General features: G+C 69.8%; 19 protein-coding genes. 9 read left to right on the forward strand and 10 right to left on the reverse strand.

The genetic code is table 11. The annotated features are described in order from the left end of the window. Nucleotides 1-9: 9 nt before the first annotated feature. The 6 genes from RUR_RS12845 to RUR_RS12870 are packed head-to-tail and all read right to left on the reverse strand — an operon-like array spanning nucleotide 10 to nucleotide 5,868. Nucleotides 10-978 carry an FAS1-like dehydratase domain-containing protein gene (locus RUR_RS12845; RefSeq protein ID WP_283135232.1) on the reverse strand — a complete coding sequence of 323 codons (969 nt, stop codon included), beginning with the start codon at nucleotides 976-978 and terminating at the stop codon, nucleotides 10-12. Between the two features lie 55 nt (nucleotides 979-1,033). After that, nucleotides 1,034-2,218 (reverse strand): CaiB/BaiF CoA transferase family protein, encoded by a 1,185-nt coding sequence (locus tag RUR_RS12850; RefSeq protein WP_283135233.1) that lies wholly within the window; start codon nucleotides 2,216-2,218, stop codon nucleotides 1,034-1,036. Beyond that, complete coding sequence (locus RUR_RS12855; protein WP_346349036.1) at nucleotides 2,215-3,096, reverse strand: MurR/RpiR family transcriptional regulator; 882 nt, start codon at nucleotides 3,094-3,096, stop codon at nucleotides 2,215-2,217. The genes RUR_RS12850 and RUR_RS12855 overlap by 4 nt, the downstream gene beginning before the upstream one ends. Before the next feature lie 9 nt (nucleotides 3,097-3,105). Continuing rightward, the gene (locus tag RUR_RS12860) at nucleotides 3,106-4,524 is read right to left on the reverse strand and encodes an aldehyde dehydrogenase family protein (protein WP_283135234.1); all 1,419 of its coding nucleotides are present in this window, start codon (nucleotides 4,522-4,524) and stop codon (nucleotides 3,106-3,108) included. After that, nucleotides 4,524-4,922, reverse strand: a complete 399-nt coding sequence (locus tag RUR_RS12865) for a cupin domain-containing protein (RefSeq protein WP_283135235.1) — start codon at nucleotides 4,920-4,922, stop codon at nucleotides 4,524-4,526. Before RUR_RS12865 ends, RUR_RS12860 begins: the two co-directional genes overlap by 1 nt. Nucleotides 4,923-4,971: 49 nt before the next feature. After that, complete coding sequence (locus RUR_RS12870; protein ID WP_283135236.1) at nucleotides 4,972-5,868, reverse strand: NAD(P)-dependent oxidoreductase; 897 nt, start codon at nucleotides 5,866-5,868, stop codon at nucleotides 4,972-4,974. A gap of 192 nt (nucleotides 5,869-6,060) precedes the next feature. On the opposite strand from RUR_RS12870, the gene RUR_RS12875 reads away from it, so the two are divergent. The 8 genes from RUR_RS12875 (at nucleotide 6,061) to RUR_RS12910 (ending at nucleotide 15,078) form a co-directional block, all read left to right on the forward strand. Then, a complete protein-coding gene (locus tag RUR_RS12875; RefSeq protein ID WP_283135237.1) occupies nucleotides 6,061-7,032 on the forward strand; it encodes an aldo/keto reductase in 972 nt (323 codons plus the stop codon). 275 nt (nucleotides 7,033-7,307) lie between these two features. Beyond that, a complete protein-coding gene (locus tag RUR_RS12880; RefSeq protein WP_283135238.1) occupies nucleotides 7,308-8,390 on the forward strand; it encodes a BMP family lipoprotein in 1,083 nt (360 codons plus the stop codon). A gap of 39 nt (nucleotides 8,391-8,429) precedes the next feature. Then, a complete protein-coding gene (locus tag RUR_RS12885; protein ID WP_283135239.1) occupies nucleotides 8,430-9,980 on the forward strand; it encodes an ABC transporter ATP-binding protein in 1,551 nt (516 codons plus the stop codon). Continuing rightward, nucleotides 9,977-11,185 carry an ABC transporter permease gene (locus RUR_RS12890; protein ID WP_283135240.1) on the forward strand — a complete coding sequence of 403 codons (1,209 nt, stop codon included), beginning with the start codon at nucleotides 9,977-9,979 and terminating at the stop codon, nucleotides 11,183-11,185. Before RUR_RS12885 ends, RUR_RS12890 begins: the two co-directional genes overlap by 4 nt. Further along, nucleotides 11,182-12,501 (forward strand): ABC transporter permease, encoded by a 1,320-nt coding sequence (locus RUR_RS12895; protein WP_283135241.1) that lies wholly within the window; start codon nucleotides 11,182-11,184, stop codon nucleotides 12,499-12,501. The genes RUR_RS12890 and RUR_RS12895 overlap by 4 nt, the downstream gene beginning before the upstream one ends. Before the next feature lie 33 nt (nucleotides 12,502-12,534). Beyond that, nucleotides 12,535-13,392 carry an MBL fold metallo-hydrolase gene (locus RUR_RS12900; protein ID WP_283135242.1) on the forward strand — a complete coding sequence of 286 codons (858 nt, stop codon included), beginning with the start codon at nucleotides 12,535-12,537 and terminating at the stop codon, nucleotides 13,390-13,392. Nucleotides 13,393-13,469: 77 nt separating this feature from the next. Beyond that, entirely contained in the window at nucleotides 13,470-13,682 is a 213-nt protein-coding gene (locus RUR_RS12905) for a hypothetical protein (RefSeq protein WP_283135243.1), read from the forward strand. Continuing rightward, nucleotides 13,669-15,078: an amidase gene (locus tag RUR_RS12910; protein WP_283135244.1), complete on the forward strand. Its 1,410-nt coding sequence runs from the start codon at nucleotides 13,669-13,671 to the stop codon at nucleotides 15,076-15,078. Before RUR_RS12905 ends, RUR_RS12910 begins: the two co-directional genes overlap by 14 nt. A gap of 274 nt (nucleotides 15,079-15,352) precedes the next feature. Here the strand turns inward: RUR_RS12910 and RUR_RS12915 are convergent, their stop codons facing one another. The 3 genes from RUR_RS12915 to metG form a co-directional block, all read right to left on the reverse strand. Next, nucleotides 15,353-17,311 carry a glycosyl hydrolase family 18 protein gene (locus tag RUR_RS12915; RefSeq protein WP_283135245.1) on the reverse strand — a complete coding sequence of 653 codons (1,959 nt, stop codon included), beginning with the start codon at nucleotides 17,309-17,311 and terminating at the stop codon, nucleotides 15,353-15,355. 502 nt (nucleotides 17,312-17,813) lie between these two features. Then, entirely contained in the window at nucleotides 17,814-19,079 is a 1,266-nt protein-coding gene (locus RUR_RS12920; protein WP_283135246.1) for a serine hydrolase domain-containing protein, read from the reverse strand. 346 nt (nucleotides 19,080-19,425) lie between these two features. Continuing rightward, on the reverse strand, nucleotides 19,426-21,123 hold the full coding sequence (gene metG / locus RUR_RS12925) for a methionine--tRNA ligase (RefSeq protein WP_283135247.1): 1,698 nt from the start codon (nucleotides 21,121-21,123) through the stop codon (nucleotides 19,426-19,428). 219 nt (nucleotides 21,124-21,342) lie between these two features. Between metG and RUR_RS12930 the strand changes: the two genes are divergently transcribed. After that, nucleotides 21,343-21,549 carry a hypothetical protein gene (locus tag RUR_RS12930; RefSeq protein WP_283135248.1) on the forward strand — a complete coding sequence of 69 codons (207 nt, stop codon included), beginning with the start codon at nucleotides 21,343-21,345 and terminating at the stop codon, nucleotides 21,547-21,549. 208 nt (nucleotides 21,550-21,757) lie between these two features. Here RUR_RS12930 and RUR_RS12935 read toward each other — a convergent pair whose 3' ends face one another. Continuing rightward, on the reverse strand, nucleotides 21,758-22,252 hold the full coding sequence (locus tag RUR_RS12935) for a beta-class carbonic anhydrase (RefSeq protein WP_283135249.1): 495 nt from the start codon (nucleotides 22,250-22,252) through the stop codon (nucleotides 21,758-21,760). Nucleotides 22,253-22,361 lie beyond the last annotated feature (109 nt).

The following is a 22,361-nucleotide window of genomic DNA, read 5'->3' on the forward strand; positions in this document are numbered from 1 at the left end:
CGGGCTCCTTCAGTGGGTTCCGGTGTGGTGGGGCTCGGTGAGAGCGGCGACGGCCCAGCCGACGCCGGTCTTGACACCGTTCGGGCGCTCGATCCAGACCTCCAGTTCGAGCCCGGGGCCGTGCGGGGTCCGCACCTCGCCGAGTACGGCGCCGCCGACGGTGAGGTGGTCGCCGGCGAAGGCGGGTGAGATGAACCGCATGTCCAACTCGCCACTGGTCAGCCAGGACGGGCCGAAAAAGCGCGTCATCGCCTGGGTCACGAACGAGGTCTGCTGCTGGGCCTGCACCAGCGTGGCGTCCAGGCCGGACTCGGCGGCCCGCCCCGGATCGGTGTGCACGTTGCGGTAGCCCCGGCCGCCCCAGGAGAAGACGTACATCTGCTCCTGCGTGACGTGCTTGGCGAGCGGGGTGATCGGCGTGCGCGGCGCCAGGCCCGGCCGCGCCCGATCCACCGGGGCCGTCCCGGCGGCCACCTCACCGGTCACCCGCCGGCCGGTGGACGCGGCGGCGCTGCGCCGGCCGACGACCGAGCCGGCGTGCGCGCGCATGATCTCGATGCCGCGGTGGCGGACCAGTTCACGGCCGTCCTCCCCGCGGGCGACCGCCTCCAGGACGACGTAGCCCTGGCCGCGGCGCTCGTACTTCGCCACGTACGAGCCGGTCAGGGTGACCTTCTCGCCGCGGCGCACCGGCGAGAGGAACGTCAGCTTCTCATGGGTGTGCAGTCCGCGTGCGGTGTTGCCGTCGTACTTGTCGTAGAAGAGGAAGAGCAGCTCGTTGGCGAGCACCAGCGGGTGCCCGATGGGGCCGCCGAACGGCGATTGCTCGCCCAGGTACCAGTCGCCGTAGTCGTCGACGGCGAAGGCGAACGCCTTGACCCGTTCCTCGTCCACGACCACCTCCACCGGGCCGAACTCCTCGGGGATCTCGACCAGCTCGTAGAGGGCTTCCTTCTTCTTCGTCGGCGCCTGTGGCATGTCAGGGCTCTCCCTTGCCTTGGTGGGCGATCAAAAGTCGTGGGTGCGGAGGCGTCTAGACGGCGCCGTCGACGCGTAGCGCGGCCACCTCGGAGTCGCTGTAGCCGAGCTCGGCGAGGATGTCCTCGGTGTCTTGGCCGACCAGCGGCGGCGGTGTCCGCACCCTGCCCGGCGAGCCGCTCAGCTTGATCGGCAGGCCGGGTACCCGGAGCGGCCCCAGCTTGGGATGGTCGATCGTGACGAGCATGTCGCGCGCCTCGACCTGGGGCGACGCGATCACCTCCGGCAAGGTGGCCACGGGCCCCCACGGGATCCCTTGGGCCGTGAGCGACGCCCCCGCCTCCTCGACCGTCAGCGACGCCGCCCACGCCGCGACGATCTCCTCGATCTCGCGCGCGTTGGCCATGCGCGGGACGACGTCGGCGAACCGCTCGTCGGCCGCCAGTTCGGGGCGGCCCATGGCCAGGCACAGCCGAGGGAACAGCGGGTTCGTCCCGCCGTGCAGGTAGAGATGGCCGTCCTTGGCCGCGAAGACGTTCGCCGGTGCGTTCAACGCGTCGCGGCTGCCGGTGCGCGGGGGCGTCGTGCCCAGGTTCGCGGTGGCCATGACCTGCGTCGTCAGGGTGGAGAGGAGCCCGTCCAGGGAGGCGATGTCGACCAGCTGGCCCTGGCCCGTGCGGTCGCGGTGGCGCAGTGCGAACAGGGTCCCGAGCGCTCCGTAGAGGCCGGCGATGTAGTCGGCCACGTAGGTTCCGGCGAGGGTCGGCTGCGAGCCCTCCCCGGTCAGGCTCATGAGCCCCGACATCGCCTGCGCGATCGCGTCGAACAGCGCGCGGTGCGCCAGCGGCCCGGTCTGCCCGAAGCCCGAGATCGACGTCACCACCAGATCGGGGTTGAGTTCGCGCAGGCGCTCGGGTCCCAGGCCCATCGCGGCGAGGGTGCCGGGACGGTAGTTCTCGACGAGTACGTCGCTGTCGCCGATCATCCGTTCGAGTACCGCGAGGGCGGCCGGGTTGCGTGTGTCCAGCGTCATCGCCCGCTTGTTGCGGTTGAGGCCCAGCACATACAGGCTCTCGCCGTCGAGGAACGGCGCGTGGTGGCGCGCGTCCTCGCCGCCGGGCCGTTCCACCTTCACCACGTCCGCCCCCATGTCGGCGAGGATCTGGGTGCAGAACGGGCCGGCGATGAAGCGCGACAGGTCGACGACGCGAACGTCGCTCAGGGGGAGGTCGGAGTTCACGTGCGCTTCCTTTGAATCGCCTGGCGGATCTTGTTACGGCGCTGCGCCTGCTCATCGGAGTGCTCCAGCGCGACCGCGACGTAGAGGATGTCGATGATCGTCATGGCGGCGATCCGCGAACTCACCGACTCCTCCCGGTAGCGCGTCTCGCGCGAGGAGGTGAACAGGTTGATGTCGGCCAGCTTCGTCAGCGGACTGGTCCCGTGGTTGGTGACCGAGATGACCGTCGCCCCCTCGGCGCGGACCAGTTCGGCCACGTCGCACAGATCCCGGGACGTGCCGGTGTGTGAGAACAGCAGCACGACGTCGCCGGGCCGCGCGGTCGTCGCCCACATGACCTGTTCGTGGTGGTCTTCGATCGCGATGGTGTCCTTGGCGGTGCGCAGGAAGTGGTGCCGGGCGTCGCGGGCCACCGCGGCGGACGCGCCGAAGCCGAAGAAGGCGATGCGCGACGCCGCGGACAGCGCTGCGACGGCCGCCTCGAGCGACGGCGTCTCCAGGCCCCGGCACGTGTCCTCGATGGCCCGGACATTGGCCGCGGCGACCTTCTCGGCGATGACGTCGACCCCGTCACCGGCCTCGATGTCCTCATGGATCGCCTGTGTGCTGCCGACCAGGTCGCGGGTGAGCGCGAGCCTGAACTCCGCGTAGCTGCCGTATCCGAGCACCCGGGCGAAGCGGCTGACCGCGGCGTCGCTGCTGTTGCTGCGCATGGCCACCTCGGCCACGCTCGCCAGGATCACCGCGTGCGGATCGTCGAGCACCGTGTCCGCCAGGCGGCGCTGGCCGGGCGTCAGGTTCTCGCGCATACTCTGGATCCGCGCGATGCAGCTCGCGCCGTCGATCACGGGGTTGGAATCATTCTGGGGCGATGTCACGACCTGTGCCTATCTTGTGAACATCCAGTGGACGTGCTTGGACTCCCGGAAGGCTTCGAAGCCCTCGACCCCGAGCTCCCGTCCCATCCCGCTCATCTTGGTGCCGCCGAACGTCGTCGCGGTGGCGGCGGTCAGGGGGTCGTTGACGAACACGTTGCCGACGTCGAGCCCGTCGATGCAGCGTTTGACGAATCCGGGGTCGTTGCTCAGGACCGTCGCGCCCAGCCCGTACGCGGTGTCGTTGGCCCGCGCGATCGCCTCGTCGACGGAGGCGAACCCGGCCACGGGCAGGACGGGCCCGAAGGTCTCCTCGCGGAGCAGCCGCGCGGAGTCGGGCACGTCCACCACGACGGTCGGCTCGTAGAACCAGCCCCTGTCCAGGCCGGGCGGGACGCCGCCGCCGGTGAGCACCTTGGCGCCGGCCGCCACGGCCTCGGTGACGTGCTCGCCGACCCGGCGGCGGGCGTCCTCGCGGATCAGCGGCCCCATCACGGTGCCGGCCCGTGCGCCGTCGCCGACGTCGATGCCCCGCACGTGGTCGACGAGCGCTTCCAGGAAGTCCTTGAGCAGGGGCTGGGCGACGTAGATCCGTTCGGTGCTGGTGCAGCACTGGCCGGCGTTGAGCAGGCCGGCGAAGGCGACGGCGGGTACGGCGGTCTCGAGGTCGGCGTCGGGGCCGATGATGAGCGGGTCCTTGCCGCCGAGCTCCAGCGTCGTGCCTTTCATGGCGGCGGCCGCCGAGCTCGCGATGCGCCGGCCGGTGGCGGTGGAGCCGGTGAAGGCGATATGCCTGATCCGGGGGTCGTGGACCAGCGGCTCGCCCACCTCCGATCCGTAGCCCGTGACGACGTTGAGGACGCCGGGGGGCAGGTGGTCGGCGACGACCCTGGCGAACAGCAGGGTCGCCAGCGGCGTCTCCTCCGACGGCTTGACGACCACGGTGCAGCCGGCCGCCAGTGCGGGCGCGACCTTGCGTGCCATCAGCATGATCGGGAAGTTCCACGGCACGATGCACGCGACGGGCCCCACCGGCTCACGCAGGACGAAGTCGAGGACCTTGTCCTCGGCCGGGTTCACCGCGCCCCGGTCGCGCCAGGCGAAGCCCGAGTAGTAGGTGAACAGCTCGATCGCGGAGTCGATCTCGCTCTCGTTGTCGCGCCGGGGCTTGCCCTGCTCGGCGACGAGCAGGTCGGCCAGCTCGGCCCGGTGGGCGGCGAGCCTGTCGGCGATCTCGCGGAGCAGGGCGGCCCTGATGGCCGGTGCCGACCGCCGCCACCGGGGGAAGGCGTCGGCGGCGGCCCGTGCGGCGGCCTCGGCGTCGGCCGGGGTGCCGCGCACGACCGAACCGATCTGCTCCTCGGTCGCCGGGTTGACGACCGCGAGTGTGTCCCGGCCCGCCGAGGAGACCTCGGCTCCGTTGATCCACATCACCGGTTCCCCGGGTCCAGGCGGTGCTTGTACTCCTCGTCGGTGACCGGGTCGAGCCACGTGTGCTCGCCGAGCGAGATCGCCGTGTGGATCAGGTAGCCGTCCTCCCCGGCGCCGTGCCAGTGTTCCGCGCCCGGAGGGCTCCACACCGTGTCGCCGGCCCGCACCTCGACGGCTTCGTCGCGCGTGACCACGACGCCGCTGCCGCCGGTGATGTGCAGGATCTGCCCGTGGCTGTGCCGGTGCCAGTGGGTTCTGGCGCCGGGGGCGAAGAACACGGTGTGGACGGACGCGCCCTCGGCCCCGCGCAGCACCGGGTCGGCCCAGACCTCGCCGGTGAATCCGTCCGACTGCTTTATCGAGGGGGCGTCGGTTTCCCGCCCGTGGATGACCTTCATGCTCTGTTCCTCCGATGGGACTGATTCAAACGGCTGCGGTGGGCGCGGCTCAGGGGGCCGGCTCGACGCCGGACCGGCGCTCCCACAGCCGCACGGTCTCGGTGTAGTCGGTCTGCGGGCCCAGCTCGGCGCCTGCCTGGGCCAGCCGCTCGTGCACCAGCGCGCACAGGGGCGCGTCGATCTCCAGTGAGCCCGCCAGGCCGGCCGCGATGCCGAGGTCCTTGGTGAACAGGCCGAGGGTGAAGTTGGCCGTGAACCGGCGGGTCAGCACCTCCTCGACCAGCGTGGTCTCCGTGCTGACGTTGCGTCCCGACGACGCGTTGAGCACATCGAGCATCACGGCGGGATCCAGGCCGAACTTGCCGCCGGTGACCAGCGCCTCGGCTGCGGCGACGAAGCCCGCGGCCAGCACGAAGTTGTTCAGCGCCTTCATCGCATGGCCGGTGCCGAGCGCGCCGGTGCGGAAGACCCGGGCGCTCATCGCGTCCAGGATGGGGAGTGCGCGTTCGGCGGCGGCCTCGTCGCCGGCGCCGAGCATGATCGCCAGAGTGCCGTCCAGCGCCCGCGCCATGCCGCCCGACACCGGCGCGTCGACCAGCGCCAGGCCCTGTTCCGCCAGCTCACGGCCGAGCTCAAGGGTGTCCAGGGGGTCGGACGAGCTGCTGTCGATCACAACGGCGTCGCGCCGCAGGGCGGTGGCCACCCCGGAGTCCAGTACGGCCTCGCGCACCGCCTTGCCGTTAGGCAGCATCGTCACGACGGCTTCCACCTCGGCGAAGGCCGCCGGGGTGTCGCCGGCGACGGCGTCGAACTCGATGGCGAAGGCGTTCTGCCGTTCGGCGTCGGTGTCGCGTACCACGAGCTTGCGGCCCGATCGCGCGAGGTTGGCCGCCATCAGGCGGCCCATGTTGCCCAGGCCGATGAAGCCCACCGAGCCCGCGCTCACAAAAGCCCACCACCTGTGGTTCCGACCCGATCGCGGACGTGGGCCGACCAAGGCCGGGTCCGTCCGCAGGAGATGACAGTCCGGTTCGTCATGGATGCAAGCTAGCTTCGTTGGAACAGAATTTCAAGCAGCGGCCGAATCTTGAAAATCTATTGTTGACAGTCGGCTGCGAGCGGACTCACACTGACGGGCATGCAATTCACCAAGCTCGGCCGCACCGGCCTTACCATCAGCCGTTTGTGTCTGGGGACGATGAATTTCGGGCCCCATACCAGCGAGGCCGACGCGCACGCGATCATGGATTCCGCGGACGAGCGGGGCATCAACTTCTTCGACACCGCCAACGACTACGGACTGCACGCAGGCAAGGGGAAGACCGAGGAGATCATCGGCACCTGGTTCGCGCGGGGCGGCGGGCGGCGCGAGCGCACCGTGCTCGCCACCAAGGTCTACGCGAACATGGGCGACCGGCCCAACGAGGGCGGGCTTTCCGCGCTGAACATCCGCCGGGCGCTGGATGCCAGCCTGCGCCGGATGCAGACCGACTACATCGACCTCTACCAGTTCCACCACGTCGACCGTGAGACGCCCTGGGAGGAGATCTGGCAGGCCATCGATGTGGCCGTACGGCAAGGCAAGATCCTCTACGTCGGCAGCAGCAACTTCGCCGGCTGGCACATCGCCCAGGCCCAGGCCGCCGCCGGACGGCGCAACCTGATGGGCCTGGTGAGCGAGCAGTCCTTCTACAACCTGCTGACCCGGGCGGTCGAGCGTGAGGTGCTGCCCGCCGCCGAGCACTACGGCCTGGGCGTACTGGCCTGGTCGCCGCTGAACCAGGGCTTTCTCGGCGGTGTGCTCCGGGCGGAGAAGGAAGGACGCCGCCGCCTCGCCGGCCGGGCCGCGGCCGCGCTGGCCGCGTACCGCCCGCAGATCGAGCGGTACGAGGACCTCGCGGCCGAGCTCGGGCACGAGCCCGCCGAGGTCGCTCTGGCGTGGCTGCTGCACCGCCCGGCCGTCACCGCGCCGATCGTCGGCCCGCGCACCATGGAGCAACTCGACTCCGCCGTACGTGCCCTCGACGTCGTCCTCGACGAGAAGACGCTGGCCCGGCTCGACGAGATCTTCCCCGGGCACAAGCCCGCCCCGGAGGACTACGCCTGGTAGTGATCGCTTCGCCGGTGTCACCCGGCGAAGCCGTCGACGCTTCGCGGCTCCCGGCCGCATCGCGTGCGACCCCGTACCCGGTGGGCTTGCGACGGCCCGCCGACCGCTCACCGACCCGCGACGGCAGGGGGACGGTGCCCCGTACCGGTGGCGCCGCGCCGGCGGGCTCGTGCGGTCTTCCCGTTTCCTGACGCGGACAGGTCTGTCTCGCGCGTCTTCGTCTCCCCGAAGCAGTACAACCCGGCATCCTGCGCCGGACAGCAAAAGGAGTGGCCATGGGCCATCACAAGCAGATCGGCATCGCATCGGCCTGTCTCGCGGTCGTGTTCACCGTGTCCGCCTGCGGAGCCAAGGCGGACCCGAGGAGTGAGGCGGCCTCAGCCGGCGGCGGGTCGTTCAAGGCATGCATGGTGCTCGACACCGGCGGCGTCAACGACCGCTCGTTCAACCAGACGTCGTACGCGGGGATGGTCGCGGCGAACAAGGCGAACCCCGGGATCGACATCTCCTACGTACCGTCGAACTCACAGAACGACTACCTGCCGAACCTCAACGCCATGGTCGCCAAGAAATGCGATGCGACGGTCGCGGTGGGCGGCCTCATGAGCTCTGCGGTGGCGCAGGTCGCGAAGGCGAACCCGGCGAGCCGCTTCGCCGAGGTCGACAGCGCCTCGACGGCGCCGAACGTGTACGGCCTGCAGTACAACACCGCGCAGGGAGCGTTCCTGGGCGGCTACCTGGCCGCCGGAATGACGAAGACCGGAACGGTCGCGACGTTCGGCGGACGGAACATCCCCCCGGTCACGACCTACATGGACGGCTTCTGGGAGGGCGTTCAGTACTACAACGCGCAGAACGGCAAGAACGTCCGGGTGCTGGGCTGGAACGAGAAGGACCCCAAGGCCGGCACCTTCGCCCAGTCGTTCACCGACCAGAACAAGGGCAAGCAGATCACCCAGACGTTCGCCCAGCAGGGGGCGGACGTCGTCTTCCCGGTCGCCGCCGGGACCGGGCTGGGCGCCGGCGCGGCCGCGGCCGAATCGGGGGGCAAGGTCGCGGTGATCTGGGTCGACACCGACGGGTGCGTGTCCGCGCCCCAATACTGTGCGTACATCCTCACGAGCGTGACCAAGAACCTGTCCGGTTCGGTGGAGAAGTACCTGACCGAGGCGGCGGCCGGCCGGTTCCCGACCGGGTCGTACATCGGCACGCTGGCCAACGAGGGCATCGGGCTGGCCCCGTTCCACGAGTTCGCCTCGAAGGTGCCGCAGTCCCTGCAGGACCGGCTCGCCGCGGTGCGGCAGGGCATCGTCGACGGCAGCATCGAGATCACGTCACCGACCCAGCCGAAGAACTGACGCCTTGAGGTGGCTCAGACGGAGAGGCGGCGGCTTCCGGTGAAACTCGAACTACGAACGATCACCAAGCGCTTCGGTTCGGTGACCGCCAACGATCGCATCGATCTCGTCGTGGAGCCGGGCGAGATCCACGCCCTGCTCGGTGAGAACGGCGCGGGCAAGTCGACGCTGATGAACATCCTCTACGGGCTCCACCGGCCGGACGAGGGACAGATCCTGATCGACGACGCGCCGGTCTCCTTCGGCGGCCCGGGCGACGCGAAGGCCGCCGGCATCGGCATGGTGCACCAGCACTTCATGCTCGTCCCCGTCTTCACCGTGACCGAGAACGTCATGCTCGGCCACGAGCCGACGAAAGGCCTGGCGTTCCTCGACCGGCGGCGGGCCCGGCGGCGCGTCACCGAGATCTCTCACCGGTTCGGCCTGGAGGTCCCGCCGGACGCCGTCGTCGCGGACCTGTCGGTCGGTGTACGACAGCGGGTGGAGATCCTCAAGGCTCTCAGCCACGACGCCCGGCTGCTCGTGCTCGACGAGCCGACGGCCGTCCTGTCACCCCAGGAGACCGAGCAACTGATCAACGTGATCCGGACCCTGCGGGACGCCGGCACGTCGATCGTTTTCATCAGCCACAAACTGCGCGAGGTCTGCCGGATCGCGGATCGGATCACCGTCATCCGCCGCGGCGCCGTGGTCGGCACCGCGGACCCGTCGGCGTCGGAGGGCGAACTCGCGTCGATGATGGTGGGGCGTCCGGTACGGCTCACCGTCGACAAGGTCCCCGCCGAGCCCGGTGAGGTGGTGCTGGATGTTCGCGGTCTGTCGCTGGTCGGCGACGACGGCGTGGTGCTCGTCGACGACCTGACCTTCTCCGTCCGGGGCGGTGAGATCTTCGCGATCGCCGGGGTGCAGGGCAACGGCCAGACGGAGGTGACCGAGGCGCTGGTCGGACTGGTGAAGCCGACAACCGGCTCGATCTCCGTCGCCGGCCGTGACCTGGGGCCGCTGTCGACCGGCGAGATCCTTGATCTCGGGGTCGGCTACGTTCCCGAAGACCGGCTGCGCGACGGGCTGGTCGGCGATTTCAGCGTCGCCGAGAATCTGGTGCTGGACCTTTACGACAAGCCGCCGTTCGCCCGGAGCGGCGCGCTCGACCTCGCCCGGATCGAGGCCGACGCCACGGCGCGGGTGCGGGAGTTCGACATCCGTCCGCCGGAGACGACCCGCGCGGCGGGAACGCTCTCGGGTGGCAACCAGCAGAAGATCGTGCTGGCCCGGGAGCTGTCCCGCCCGCTCAAGCTGCTGATCATCGCGCAGCCCACGCGCGGCCTGGATGTGGGCTCGATGGAGTTCGTGCATCGGCGGATCGTCGCCGAGCGCGACCGGGGCACGGCCGTCGTCCTGGTGTCCACGGAACTGGACGAGGTGCTGGGGCTGGCCGACCGGATGGTCGTCATGTACCGCGGGCGCATCGCGGGGGAGGTGCCGGCCGGTGCCCCGGCCGAGCGGATCGGCCTGCTCATGGCCGGCTCGGCACCGGATGACCAGGCGGCCGTTCCGCCCGGCGACGTGGCGTCGGCGGGTGTCCGGTGAGCGGGCGTACCGGCCCCGGCCGCCGCGTGCTCGACGCGCTCGTCCGCGCCGATTCGGTCGTGATGACGTCGCTGTCCCTGCTGTGCGCGCTGGCCGTCGGCGCGGTCCTGATCGTGCTCGCCGACCAGCCGACGCGTACGGCGATGGGCTACTTCCTCTCCTCCCCCGGTGACACGTTCACGCTCGGCTGGCACGCGGTGTGGTCCGGGTACGCGGCGCTGTTCGAAGGGGCGGTCTTCAACCCCGGCAACAGCGGTATGGCGGTCTTCGAGCCGCTCTCGAACACACTGCTCAACGCGACGCCGTTGATCCTCGGCGGCCTCGCGGTCGGGACGGCCTTCCGCGCGGGCCTGTTCAACATCGGTGTGCAGGGGCAGTTGATCATGGGGGCGATCTGTGCCGGCTACGTCGGCTTCGCGTTCCGGCTGCCGCCCGTGGTGGGACTGCTCGCCGCCCTGCTCGCCGGGGTCGCCGGGGGCGCGGTGTGGGGCGGGATCGCCGGCTGGCTGAGGGCCCGCACGGGTGCGCACGAGGTGATCTCGACGATCATGATGAACTACCTGGCGCTCTACCTGCTGAGCTACCTGCTCGGGGTTCCCGGCTTCCAGGCCCCCGGCTCGAATCAGGCGATCTCCCGCGAGGTGTCCGACACGGCGCGGTTGCCGCAGATCCTCGGCCCCGACCTCAGGCTGCACGCCGGCCTCGTCATCGCGATCCTCGCCGCGGTCGCCTGCTGGTGGCTGCTGTCACGCTCCACGCTGGGCTTCTCCCTGCGCACCATCGGGGCCAACCCGTCCGCCGCGCGCACCGCGGGGATGAACGTCGAGCGCGGCTACGTGACGGTCATGCTGATCTCCGGCGGGCTGGCCGGCCTGGTCGGCTGCTCACAGGTCCTGGGCACCAATCACGCGCTGACCGGCGACATCGACGCCGGGCTCGGCTTCCAGGCCATCACGGTCGCGCTGCTCGGCCGGGCCTCGGCGGGCGGCGCGGTGCTGGCCGGCCTGCTGTTCGGGGCCTTCGGCGCGGGTGATGTCGTGATGGTCGCCAACACGGGGGTGCCGGCGGACGTGGTGTCGGTCATCGAGGCGGTCGTCGTGCTCTTCATCGCCGCCCCCGCCCTCATCCGGTCGATCTTCCGATTGCCGGAATCCCGCGGTGGCGCGGCCGGCGTCGGACAGTTCGCGAAGGGATGGAACGGATGACCGGTCACACCGTCACGGACACCCCGCACGACCACCCCGCCGCCGCACGCGGCACGGCCGGGGTCCCCGCCTCGGCCCGGCGGCGCGTGCTCTCCGGTGTCGCCGTGATCGTCACCGGGCTCGTCTGCGCGCTGGCCTGGGGCCTGGGCGCCCACGCGGGCGACGCCGTCCTGCGCCTGTCGGCCGTCGGCGACGGGAGCCCGATCCTCCAGATCCGGGTCCCCGGAAGGCAGGCCGGGCTCGTGCTCGGCGCGGTCATCACCCTTCTCGGCGCCTGGCAGCTGGCGCGTGGTTTCTCCCGTCGCGCCATGCGCGCGGTGTCGGCCGTGGTGGTCGGCTGCTTCGTCCTGGCGTTCCTCTGCTGGGCGGGCACCGGGCAACCGGGCACGCCGGTCAGCGTCTTCGGGCTGCTTCAGCAGTCGATCTTCGCCGCGATCCCGCTCATCCTCGGCGCGCTCGCCGGCATCCTCTGCGAGCGTTCGGGCGTCATCAACGTGGCGATCGAGGGCCAGATGCTCACCGGCGCCTTCACCGCCGCGCTCGCCGCGACCATGGCCCAGCACGCCGGCGCCGGGATCGTGCTCGCCTTGCTCGCCGGCGGACTGATGGGCCTGCTGCTGGCGGTGTTCGCGATCCGGTACGCGGTCAACCAGATCGTGCTGGGCGTCGTGCTCAACCTCTTCGCGCTCGGCTTGACCAGCTTCGGCTTCGACCTGCTCATGCAGCGGGACCCCGACGCCTACAACAACCCGTCCGTCCTCGCCCCGCTCAAGATCCCACTGCTGGGCGACATCCCGCTGCTCGGCCCGCTGCTGTTCGACGCCAACATCCTCGTCTACATCACCTACGTGCTGATCATCGGTGTCCAGGTGTCGCTGTTCCACACCCGGTGGGGGCTGCGCACCCGAGCCGTGGGCGAGCACCCCAAGGCCGCCGACTCGGTCGGCGTCAAGGTGCGGGCCACGCGCTATCGCAACGTGATCCTCGGCGGGCTCGTCGCCGGCTTGGGCGGGGCGTTCCTGTCGATCGGCGCGGTCGGCGCCTTCGGCGCCGGCATGTCCAACGGCAAAGGCTTCATCGCCCTGGCCGCGGTGATCTTCGGGCGCTGGAGTCCACGCGGCGCGGTCGGGGCCGCCCTGCTGTTCGGCTTCGCGGACGCGTTGCAGACGCTGTCGTCGGCCATCACGATGCCGGTCACCATACCCTCGGCATTCCTCTCCATGCTGCCCTACCTCGTCACATTCCTCGCCGTGGCCGGTCTGGTCGGCCATGTCCGGGCACCGGCCGCCGGCGGCGTGCCGTACATGAAGGGATGAGGGTCCGCTCATCACTCAGGAAGGATGAAACCCGTGTCCAGAGTCATCGACCTCGGCGGCATCAAGGTCCACGCCCTCAACGACGGTGTGGTCCACCTGCCGCCCATGTACTACCCGGGACTGGACTTCGACGCCCATCCCGGGCTGCTCGCGGCCGACGGGACGTACCACATCCCGGTGGGGTGCTTCCTGATCCGGGGGGAGGGGTTCACCGTTCTCGTGGACGCCGGCCTCGGGCCCTCCCGCATCCCGTTCCCCGCCGAGATCGCCGCCGCGGCCGGGCTCACCGATCCCCCGGAGACGATCGCCCAGGGAGGTCTGCTGCCCGGCGCGCTGGCCGAGGCCGGTGTCGCACCGGAGGACGTCACCACCGTCTTCCTCACCCACCTGCACGCCGATCACATCGGGTGGATCGCCCCGGACGGCGCGCTGTACTTCCCGAACGCGGTGGTCATGTGCGGCGACGCCGACTGGAGGACGACGCCGACCGCGCCCGCGCCGGGTGAGATGGAGGGCCGGGCGGGGCTCAAGGTCGCCGAGGACGCCGGGGTGCTCCGCACCGTCACCGCTCCCGCCGTCGAGCTCGCCCCGGGAGTCACCGCGCGCCACAGCCCCGGCCACACCCCGGGGCACTACGTCGTCAGCGCGTCCTCCGGCGGCGAGGGCGTCTACCTGCTCGGCGACGCCGTCCACCACCCGCTGCAGCTCAACGACCAGGGCATCTCGTTCCTCTCCGAGGAGGAACCCGAACACGCGTTGCGGGCGCGCGAGGAGCTCTTCGCGGCCCTGGAGGGACGAGAGGTGTCCATCGGCATGACCCACTTCCCCGGCCTGGAATTCCAGCGGATCACCACCACGGAAAACGGGCGCCGGTGGACCACCACCTGGTAGATCCGCGCGACCGTTCGTGGTCGACTGGTGGCCCCGCGGCCGCCTTCGCGGAGTCCTGCCGGAGAACAGGGGGAGAGATGGACGAGACCGACAGCATCCGGTGCCGGCTGCGCGCGCACGGCATCCGGGAGACCGAGGCCGCCGTGGGGCTCGCCGCGAGCTGGCTGCGCAACGCCGCACGGGTCCGGGCCGTCGTGGAAGAGGTCGTCGGCCCGGCGGCCGGCCCCGTCACCGCCTTCACCCACGTGCCTGCCGGTCTGCACGGCGAGGAGCGCCGTGAACGCCGCTGACGTGCTGGACGGCGGCGTCCTCGACGCCGCGCGAGCTCTGCGCGAACGCCGTGTGTCGGTCGCGGACCTCGTCGCGGAGTCCCTTGGGCGGATCAACGCGATCTCCGGTCTCAACGCCTACGTCGACGTCTTCGGGGACCAGGCCCTCTCGCTCGCTCAAGCCCACCAGACGATGCTCGACTGCGGCTACGACCTCGGCCCCCTGCACGGCATCCCGGTGTCGCTCAAGGACAACGTCGACATGGCGGGCGTCGTCACCACCGCGGGCAGCGCCATCCTCAAGGACAACGTCCCCGTGGCCGACGCCTCGGTGGTGTCCGCGCTGAAACGGGCCGGCGCGATCGTGGTGGGCAAGAACAACATGCACGAGTTCGCCTGGGGCGGCACGACGGCGAACCCGCATTACGGGACGGCGGGCAACGCATGGGACGCCTCGCGCAGCCCCGCGGGATCGAGCGGCGGCTCGGCGAGCGCGGTCGCGGCACGCACGGTGTTCGCGTCCATCGGCACCGATACCGGAGGGTCGGTCCGCAACCCGGCGGCGCTGAACGGGGTGAGCGGCATCCGCCCGACCATCGGCCGGGTGAGCAACGGCGGCGTGTTCCCCCTGGCGTGGACGCTTGACACGGTCGGCCCGATCGCCAAATCGAGCCAGGACTGCGCCGTCGTGCTCCAGGCCGTCGCCGGACACGATCCGCGCGATCTCCAGACCTCGGCCGAACCGGTGCCGGACTACCTCGCCGAGCTGGAACGGCCGCTCGCCGGGATACGGATCGGCTGGATCCACGACTACTCCGTGAAGGACGTGCAACCCGCCGTACGCACCGCGTTCGAAGCGGCGACGGCGACCTTCGAGTCGCTCGGCGCGATCGTGACCGCGGTGGCGATCCCCGACCTCGACGCGATCGTGGACGCCCTCGTCGTGCTCGACGCCGCGGAGCCGAGCGCCTTGCACGGACGCTGGCTCCGTGAGCGGGGCGACGAGTACGGGCCGGACGTCCGTGCGCAGCTCGAGGCCGGGTTCGTGCTCAGCGCGGTCGACTACGTGCAGGCCCAGCGGTATCGCACGCACATCCGGGCCAGGTTCGCGGAGGCGTTCCGCGCCGTCGACGCGATCCTCACTCCGACACTGCCGTTCACCGCGCCGCGGATCGGCCAGGACGTGATCGACATCGGCGGCCGGGACCGCGACGTCCACACCGCCAACATGCAGTTCACGGCCCTCGCCAGTGTGCCGGGCCTGCCGGCGCTCAACGTGCCGATGGGCTTCGACGCCGGCGGGCTCCCCACCGGCCTTCAGATCATCACACCGGCGTTCGAGGAGGGTCGCGCCCTGCGGCTGGGCCACCGGTTCCAGATGGCGACGACGTTCCACCTCAAGGCCCCGCCGCGCTGAGCCACCCCGCACGTTTCCGGCCCGGCACCCCCGGGCTGTGTGCCCGGTACGGCCATGGGCGGGGCCGTGAGCTCGAACCGGCTCGACGGCATGTGGGGTACGGCCGCCACGGCGTGGCCTCAAGGCCGTACGGCGCAAAGCCAGGGGGTACCGGCCAGGATGTGGCCGCGGAGCCCGTACCGGATCGGGGGCATGAAGAAAGGGCCGGTCCCGAGATTCGGGACCGGCCCCCGGTCACTGGGTGGCGCGACGCCTCAGGCCGAAGCCTTCGGCGTTAACCCAGACCGCTCTTCAAAGCCGTCAGCAGTTCGGCGTTGGTGGTGTCGCCGCTGAGCTCCCAGAAGAACGCACCGCCGAGACCCTGGTTCTTGGTGTAGGTCATCTTTCCGGCGATGGTGCTCGGGGTGTCGTAGCTCCACCATTCGTTGCCGCACTTGGCGTAGGCCGTACCCGCGACGGTTCCGGTGACCGGGCAGCGGACCTTGAGCACCTTGTAGTCCTCGTTACCCGGTTCGATACCCGGTGCGGGGCCGGTGGCCGTGCCGCCGGGGGTCGCCTGGGTGACACCGGTCCAGCCGCGACCGTAGAAGCCGATGCCGAGCAGCAGCTTGTTGGCCGGGATGTTCTTGCTCTTCAGCTTCTGGATGGCGGTGTCGGTGTCGAAGCCGGCGATCGGCTGGCCGGCCCAGCCGGTCAGCGGCGAGTGCGGGGCGGTCGGGCCGGTGGCGGCCCAGGCGCCGAAGAAGTCGTAGGTCATGACGTTGTACCAGTCGACGTACTGCGCGGCGCCCGCGTAGTCGGCGGCGTCGATCTTGCCACCGGTCCGGCCGTCGGCGGTGATCGCGGCGGTGACCAGGTTGCTCGGGCCGAACCGGGCCCGCATCGCCTGCATCATGTTCTTGAAGGAGGCGAAGCCGGTGGTGTCACAGGTGAGACCGCAGGCGTTGGGGTACTCCCAGTCCAGGTCGATGCCGTCGAAGATGTCGGCCCAGCGCGGGTCCTCGACCAGCCGGTAGCAGGAGTCCGCGAAGGCGGTCGGGTTCGACACGGCCTGGCCGAAGCCGCCGGACCAGGTCCAGCCGCCGAAGGACCAGAGGATCTTCAGGTGCGGGTACTTCGCCTTGAGCTTGCGGAGCTGGTTGAAGTTACCCTTCAGCGGGCTCGGCGGGTCCCAGCTGTCACCGACGCCGTCCACGCTCTCGGCTGCCGTGAAGGCGCGGTCGATGTCGGCGTCCCGGTCGCCCATCACGCACTGGCCGTTGGACACGTTGCCGAAGGCGTAGTTGATGTGGGTCAGCTTCGCCGCGGAGCCGCTGGTGTCGATGTTCTTGACCTTGTAGTTCCGCGCGTAGATACCCCACGACACGAAGTAGCCGAGCACCTTGCTGCCGCCGGGGGTGATCCGGTCCGTCCGCAAGGTGACGGAGGTGCTCTGGCCGGACCAGTTACCGGCGGCGTCGCGGGCCCGTACCGTGTAGGTGTACGGGGTGTCGGGGGACAGGCCGCTGTCGGTGAAGGTGGTTCCGGTCACGGTGGGCAGTGGCGATCCGCCGCGGGAGACCTCGTAGCCGGTGACGCCGACGTTGTCGGTGGAGGCGTTCCAGGCCAGCGAGATCGTGCTGCTGCTGGAAGGTCCACCGGAACGCAGGTTCTGCGGGATCGACGGGGCGATCGGGTCGTTGCTGACGGCGGTCCGGATCGTGACCGAGGTGCTCACAGCGGACCAGTTGCCGGCGGCGTCGCGGGCCCGCACCGTGTAGGTGTACGGGGTGTCCGCGTTGAGGCCGCTGTCGGTGAAGGTGGTTCCGGTCACGGTGGGCAGTGGCGATCCGCCGCGGGAGACCTCGTAGCCGGTGACGCCGACGTTGTCGGTGGAGGCGTTCCAGGCCAGCGAGATCGTGCTGCTGGTGGAAGGCGCACCGGAGCGCAGGTTCTGCGGGACCGAGGGGGCGATCGGGTCGCCGCCGGTGGTCACCGCTTCCCACAGGGCCGGGACGTTCGACGGCTCCCAGCCGGGCAGGGAGGTGTGGTTCTGCCGACACCGGTAGTCGACACCGTTGTAGGTCACGATGGTGCCTGTGGTGTACGCGGTGTTCGGCGCCCACGCCGGTGCGAGGGCGGCCACGCTCACGCCGGCCGAGGCGGCGCTCGCGGTCGGTGAGGATAGGACGACTGCGGTGAGGGGCAGGACGAGTGCCACCAGACCGGCGGCGACCTTGCTGGTACGTCTCATGTAATGCTCCGACATCCAGTTGGGGGGTAGATGGGGGGGCAGAGGGAGTCGGAAAGGAAACTATTAGGAAGGTTTCCTTTTTAATTTGAGGTGAACCTAACCGCTGTCAGCCGGTTCGTCAATGAGAGAACCCCGCCCTCAGGTTCGGTCGACGGCGTCGCCGTGAACGACAGGGTCCGTGATCCTCGGTTTGGCATGCGCTTTTGCCGCCCGCGACCCGGGCCCCGGCCCTCTAAAAGATCTTGCTGCTCGAACGGGTCCGCGACCCCCGGGGAATCCCGGTGAATGACCCCATTCGGCAATCCTGAGAATTGAAATCCGCGTTGAAAATTAGGCCCACCGAAGCGGTCGGCGGGCCGAAAACAAGTCCCGCCGAAAGATGCGTCCGGTTGCCGAAAAGGGTTTTGTGCCTATCGGTTCGCCGTCAAAGCGTCGAGCCGGAATCCATCCCCGCCGGAAAAGCAGGAAGCCGCCCGGTTGTCCGGGCGGCTCCGCGGGTGGGCTAGAAGTACTGCGGGTACAGGTCGACCGAGGGCCAGCTGGTCACCGCGTTGGCGGCCAGGTGGAGCTCGTTGTCGACGGCGCCGTAGTCCAGGCCGGATGGGTCGTCCCGCTGGTTGAACAGGGCGGCCCAGGTCAGCCCGTCCCACCGGCGCACCAGGAGGGTGAAGGTGCCGTCGAGGGCGCCGGTGTGCCAGGTGTTGCGGCCTCCGGTGACGTTGCGGACCTGCCAGCCGCAGCCGTACCACCAGCCGCCCGGGTTGACGCCGGTTTCCGGCACCGCGAAGGCGGTGGAGATGGATGCGGCGGAGAGCACCGGGTTCGCCGCGTCGAAGATGTGGCAGAAGCGCACCATGTCGACCGCCGAGCTCAGCCAGCCGCCGTGCGCGTCCATGTTCTCCAGGTTGAACGCGCCGTACGGATTCGGCACGTAGGTGCCGGAGGAGTTGAACACCGTCGGGCGCGAGTACTGCGAGGAGTACGGCACCTCGCCGGGTGCCGCGTTCGCCGCCAGCGTGCGGCCCAGCCGCATCCGGGTGATCTGGCGCGGCCCGAGGATGTGCTGCTGGACGTAGGTGGCGTACGGCACTCCGCTCACCGCCTCGATGATCCGGCTCAGCAGCAGGTAGCCGTAGTTGGAGTAGGCGTACACCGAGCCCGGGTTGTGGTTCAGTGCGACGCCGTTGGTGTACCTGATGACGTCGGACTTCCCGATCGGCAACGGTACGCCGAGGGCCGAGGAAATCGTGAAATCGTTGAACATCGGGTCGATGGTGATGCCGCGATCCCAGCCGCCGAGGTGGTGCAGCAACCGCCGGACGGTCACGTTCCCGAGGCGCGGGTCGAGTGAGCCACCAGGCGGCGGGGTGAGGGTGAGCAGGCTGGTCAGCGTGGCGGAGAGACTGAGCTGACCGTTCTGAACAAGCTTGAGGATCGCCGCCCCGGTGATCGGCTTGCTCAGGCTGGCGATGCGGAAGAGCGAGGTCGGCTGGGCGTTGGCCATCGAAACCGGTGCCCAGGTGTACCCGCGGGCCAGCTTGAGCTGCCCGTTGCGGGCGACGGCCAGCGATCCGTACCGGATGTTGCGGGCCTGCATGAAGGTCTGCATCCTGGTGTCGAAGCCGCTGAGCCCGGAGCCGATGCCACCGGTCACCCGCCAGGTGGATGTGGCGGCATGCGCTGTGCCCGTCTGCCCGGCGAGGAGCCCGGCTCCGGCCAATCCGATCCCGGCGCGGTTTACGATCCGGCCGAAATCACGTCGTGTCACCCTGTCGGTCATTTACCTGTCCCAAGGATCGACTGCTGATGTCGACCGGCAAGCTATCCCACACCTCTCTGACATACAGGGCAAAACCCACGGCTATTAGCTCAGATTTAGGCTTCTAAAGCTTGGCGTTTCACGTGAAACCACGCCATTTCCGTACACAAAGGTCTAAAAGGCCCCAGCTGGCCGCGCGACATCACACCGGCCGTACGGCCACAGCAGGCATAGGCCTGGCGTGGCTCTCGGTATCGGGGTGGTGGCCTGGTCGAGGGTGGTGGATGTCCGGGAGCGGACGCCTGCCGTGGTGTGCGGCGAGAATGTGGGTTCTCGCCGCACGCCGTACCGGGGATCAGGCGTTCTCGGGGGCGCCGAAGCGCTCGCGCCAGGTGGCGACGTCGTCGTCGGTGAGTTTGCGGAACAGCACCTCGGGCACCCGGAAGCCGCGTCCGGCGGGGATCCAGTCGAGCTGGGCGATCCGCTCGGGTTCGGCCCAGCGCGCGCCGTACCCGGGGTCGGATTCCTCCAGGTCCCACAGGCTCTGCATGGTGCGTGCGGTGGCGGGGATGAGCGGCTCGGAGATCAGCCCGAAGAGGTGGATGAGGTTCATCCCGGTCCGCAGGGTGAGGGCCGCGGCCTCGGGGTTCTCCTTGATCTCCATCCAGGGGGCCTTCAGCTCCAGGTAGGAGTTGCCGGCGCTCCAGGCGGCCTTGAGGTGCTGGGCGGCCCGGCGGAAGTGCTTGCCCTCCAGCGCGGCCTCGTAGTCCGCAAGGATCTTGGTGAGCTCCTCGGCGAGTTTGCGCTCCGGCTCACCGGCAGGGTTCCCCTCGGGGACGGTGTCGCCGAACCGCTTCCGGCTGAAGGTGAGCACCCGGTTGACGAAGTTGCCGAGGGTGTCCGCCAGGTCCTTGTTGACCTGGGTGGCGAACAGCTCCCAGGAGAAGCTGGAGTCGTCGGACTCCGGCGCGTTCGCGATCAGGAAATAGCGCCAGTAGTCCGGGGGCAGGATCTCCAGCGCGGCGTCCATGAAGATCCCGTAGCCGCGGCTGGTGGAGAACTTGCCTCCGTAGTAGGTGAGCCAGTTGAAGCCCTTGATGAAGTCGGCGAGCTTCCACGACTCCCCGGTCCCCATGATCATCGCGGGGAACATGATCGAGTGGAACGGGACGTTGTCCTTCGCCATGAACTGGGTGTAGTGCGAGTCCTCCCACCAGCTCCGCCAGTCCCGGCCGGGTGCCTGGTCGGCCCACTCCTTGGTCGCGCCGATGTACTCGATGGGGGCGTCGAACCAGACGTAGTAGACCTTGCCCTCGTAGCCTTCCCGCTCGACCGGGACACCCCACTCCAGGTCCCGGGTGATCCCCCGGTCCTCCAGCCCCTCGTTGAGCCACTTCAGCGCGATCGAGGTGGTGAGGGTGGGCCAGCCGGCCCGGGACTCGATCCACTCGCGGATCCTCGGCGCGAGCCGGGACTGCCGGAAGTAGAGGTGCTTGCTGTCCCGCACCTCAAGGTCACGGCTCCCGCTCACCGCGGACCTCGGGTCGATGAGCTGCACGGGGTCGAGCAGCCGGGTGCAGTTCTCGCACTGGTCGCCGCGGGCGGCGTCGTAGCCGCAGTACGGGCAGGTGCCGACGACGTACCGGTCGGGCAGGAACCGGCCGTCCGCGGGCGAGTACACCTGCTTGATGACGCGTTCCTCGATGAGGTCCGCCGCGGTGAGCGTCCGGCCGAAGTGCTGGGTGAGTTCGCGGTTCTCCGGGGAGGAGCTCCGCCCGAAGTGGTCGAAGGAGAGCTCGAAGCCTTCGTAGATCTTGGCCTGGAGTTCGTGCTGCTGCCGGCAGTACTCGGCGACCGGCAGGCCCGCGGCCGCCGCGGCCAGCTCGGCGGGGGTGCCGTGCTCGTCGGTGGCGCAGATGTAGAGGACTTCCTCACCCCGCTGCCTCAGGTACCGGGCGTAGACGTCCGCCGGGAGCATGGAGCCGACGAGATTGCCGAGGTGTTTGATCCCGTTGATGTACGGGAGGGCGCTCGTGATGAGATACCTCGTCATGGCGGCTCGACTCCAGGATGATCTGTGTGTGAACGCACTGGTAGCGGAAAGCTAGCACAGCGCGGGATGGGCAATCTCCAGGATATTCACCGGGCGGATCGGCCACTCCAGGCGCCCGTGGGAGTGTTCCGGCGCGGATCGGGTACGGCCGGGGCGGCGCCGATCGCGGGCGCCGGGAAAAGGTCGCGGAACCCGTCGGCGCCCGCATACCGTTGGGGGATGGACACTCTCGGCGAACTCACGGCGACCATCACCACGTCGGCGGGCAGCGTCATCGCCATCCCGGGTCTCACCGCCGAGCAGGCGGAAGGCCTGAGCACCCGGGAGATCGGGGACGGCGGATACCGGCTCACCACTCCGCGCGGGAGTGTCGTGGTCCGCTCCGGCTTCTCCGCCGCCCGGGCCAAGCCGGGGCAGGGGTCCTGAGGATCCGCCCGTACCGCCGGGAGTGGTTCGCGGGGGACAGGCCTCCGGGCGGCCCGGTGGCGATGGTCAAAGGTCGCCTCGGCTGATCGTCGCCGCGGATGCCGTACGGCCGCCGAGGCCCGGTACGGCTGCCGCGGCGCCCGTCCGCGGTGCGGACGGGCGTGCGCCGTCGCCGGGACGGCCGGCCCGGCCTCGGCGGCGGGGAGGGTCAGAGTTTGACCTCGCGGAGGCGGCCGTTCTCCACGTGGTAGACGAATCCGCGGATGCCATCGGTGTACGGGACGAACGGGTCGACCTTGATCCGGGCCGCGGACTGGACGACGTCCTCGTCGAGGTCGGTGAAGCTCTCCGCGGCCCAGTCGGGCCTGATCCCGGTCTCGGCGTGGATCGACTCCTTGAACGCGTCGTCGGTGAAGGTGAGCATGCCGCAGTCGGTGTGGTGGATGAGAATGATCTCGCGGGTGCCGAGAAGCCGCTGGCTGATGGCGAGGCTCCGCAGCTCGTCGGCGGTGATCACGCCGCCCGCGTTCCGGATCACGTGGGCGTCGCCTTCGCGGAGCCCGAGCAGGGCGTAGATGTTGAGCCGGGCGTCCATGCAGGCCACGACGGCCAGGCGCAGGGCGGGGGGGATGGCCAGAGTGCCCTGGTCGAAGTCGGACGCGTACTGTTCGGCGTTGGTGAGCAGCTGATCGGTGACGCTCACGGTGAGCCTCCACTTGTCGGGGACTCTCCGAGCATTACCTACATTCCTTACTCAGTCAACGGGTATTTACCCAGGGTAACCGATTCTAGAATTACCGAATTTAGCCGGA

The organism is Rhizohabitans arisaemae, assembly GCF_025996515.1.
GTDB lineage: Bacteria > Actinomycetota > Actinomycetes > Streptosporangiales > Streptosporangiaceae > Rhizohabitans > Rhizohabitans arisaemae.

Coding starts and splice junctions, on each gene's coding strand:
- RUR_RS12875 (WP_283135237.1), top strand. CDS start 6,061: ATGCAATTCACCAAGCTCGGCCGCACCGGCCTTACCATCAGCCGTTTG.
- RUR_RS12895 (WP_283135241.1), top strand. CDS start 11,182: ATGACCGGTCACACCGTCACGGACACCCCGCACGACCACCCCGCCGCC.
- RUR_RS12860 (WP_283135234.1), bottom strand. CDS start 4,524: ATGTGGATCAACGGAGCCGAGGTCTCCTCGGCGGGCCGGGACACACTC.
- RUR_RS12880 (WP_283135238.1), top strand. CDS start 7,308: ATGGGCCATCACAAGCAGATCGGCATCGCATCGGCCTGTCTCGCGGTC.
- RUR_RS12905 (WP_283135243.1), top strand. CDS start 13,470: ATGGACGAGACCGACAGCATCCGGTGCCGGCTGCGCGCGCACGGCATC.
- RUR_RS12845 (WP_283135232.1), bottom strand. CDS start 978: ATGCCACAGGCGCCGACGAAGAAGAAGGAAGCCCTCTACGAGCTGGTC.
- RUR_RS12865 (WP_283135235.1), bottom strand. CDS start 4,922: ATGAAGGTCATCCACGGGCGGGAAACCGACGCCCCCTCGATAAAGCAG.
- RUR_RS12915 (WP_283135245.1), bottom strand. CDS start 17,311: ATGAGACGTACCAGCAAGGTCGCCGCCGGTCTGGTGGCACTCGTCCTG.
- RUR_RS12930 (WP_283135248.1), top strand. CDS start 21,343: ATGGACACTCTCGGCGAACTCACGGCGACCATCACCACGTCGGCGGGC.
- metG (WP_283135247.1), bottom strand. CDS start 21,123: ATGACGAGGTATCTCATCACGAGCGCCCTCCCGTACATCAACGGGATC.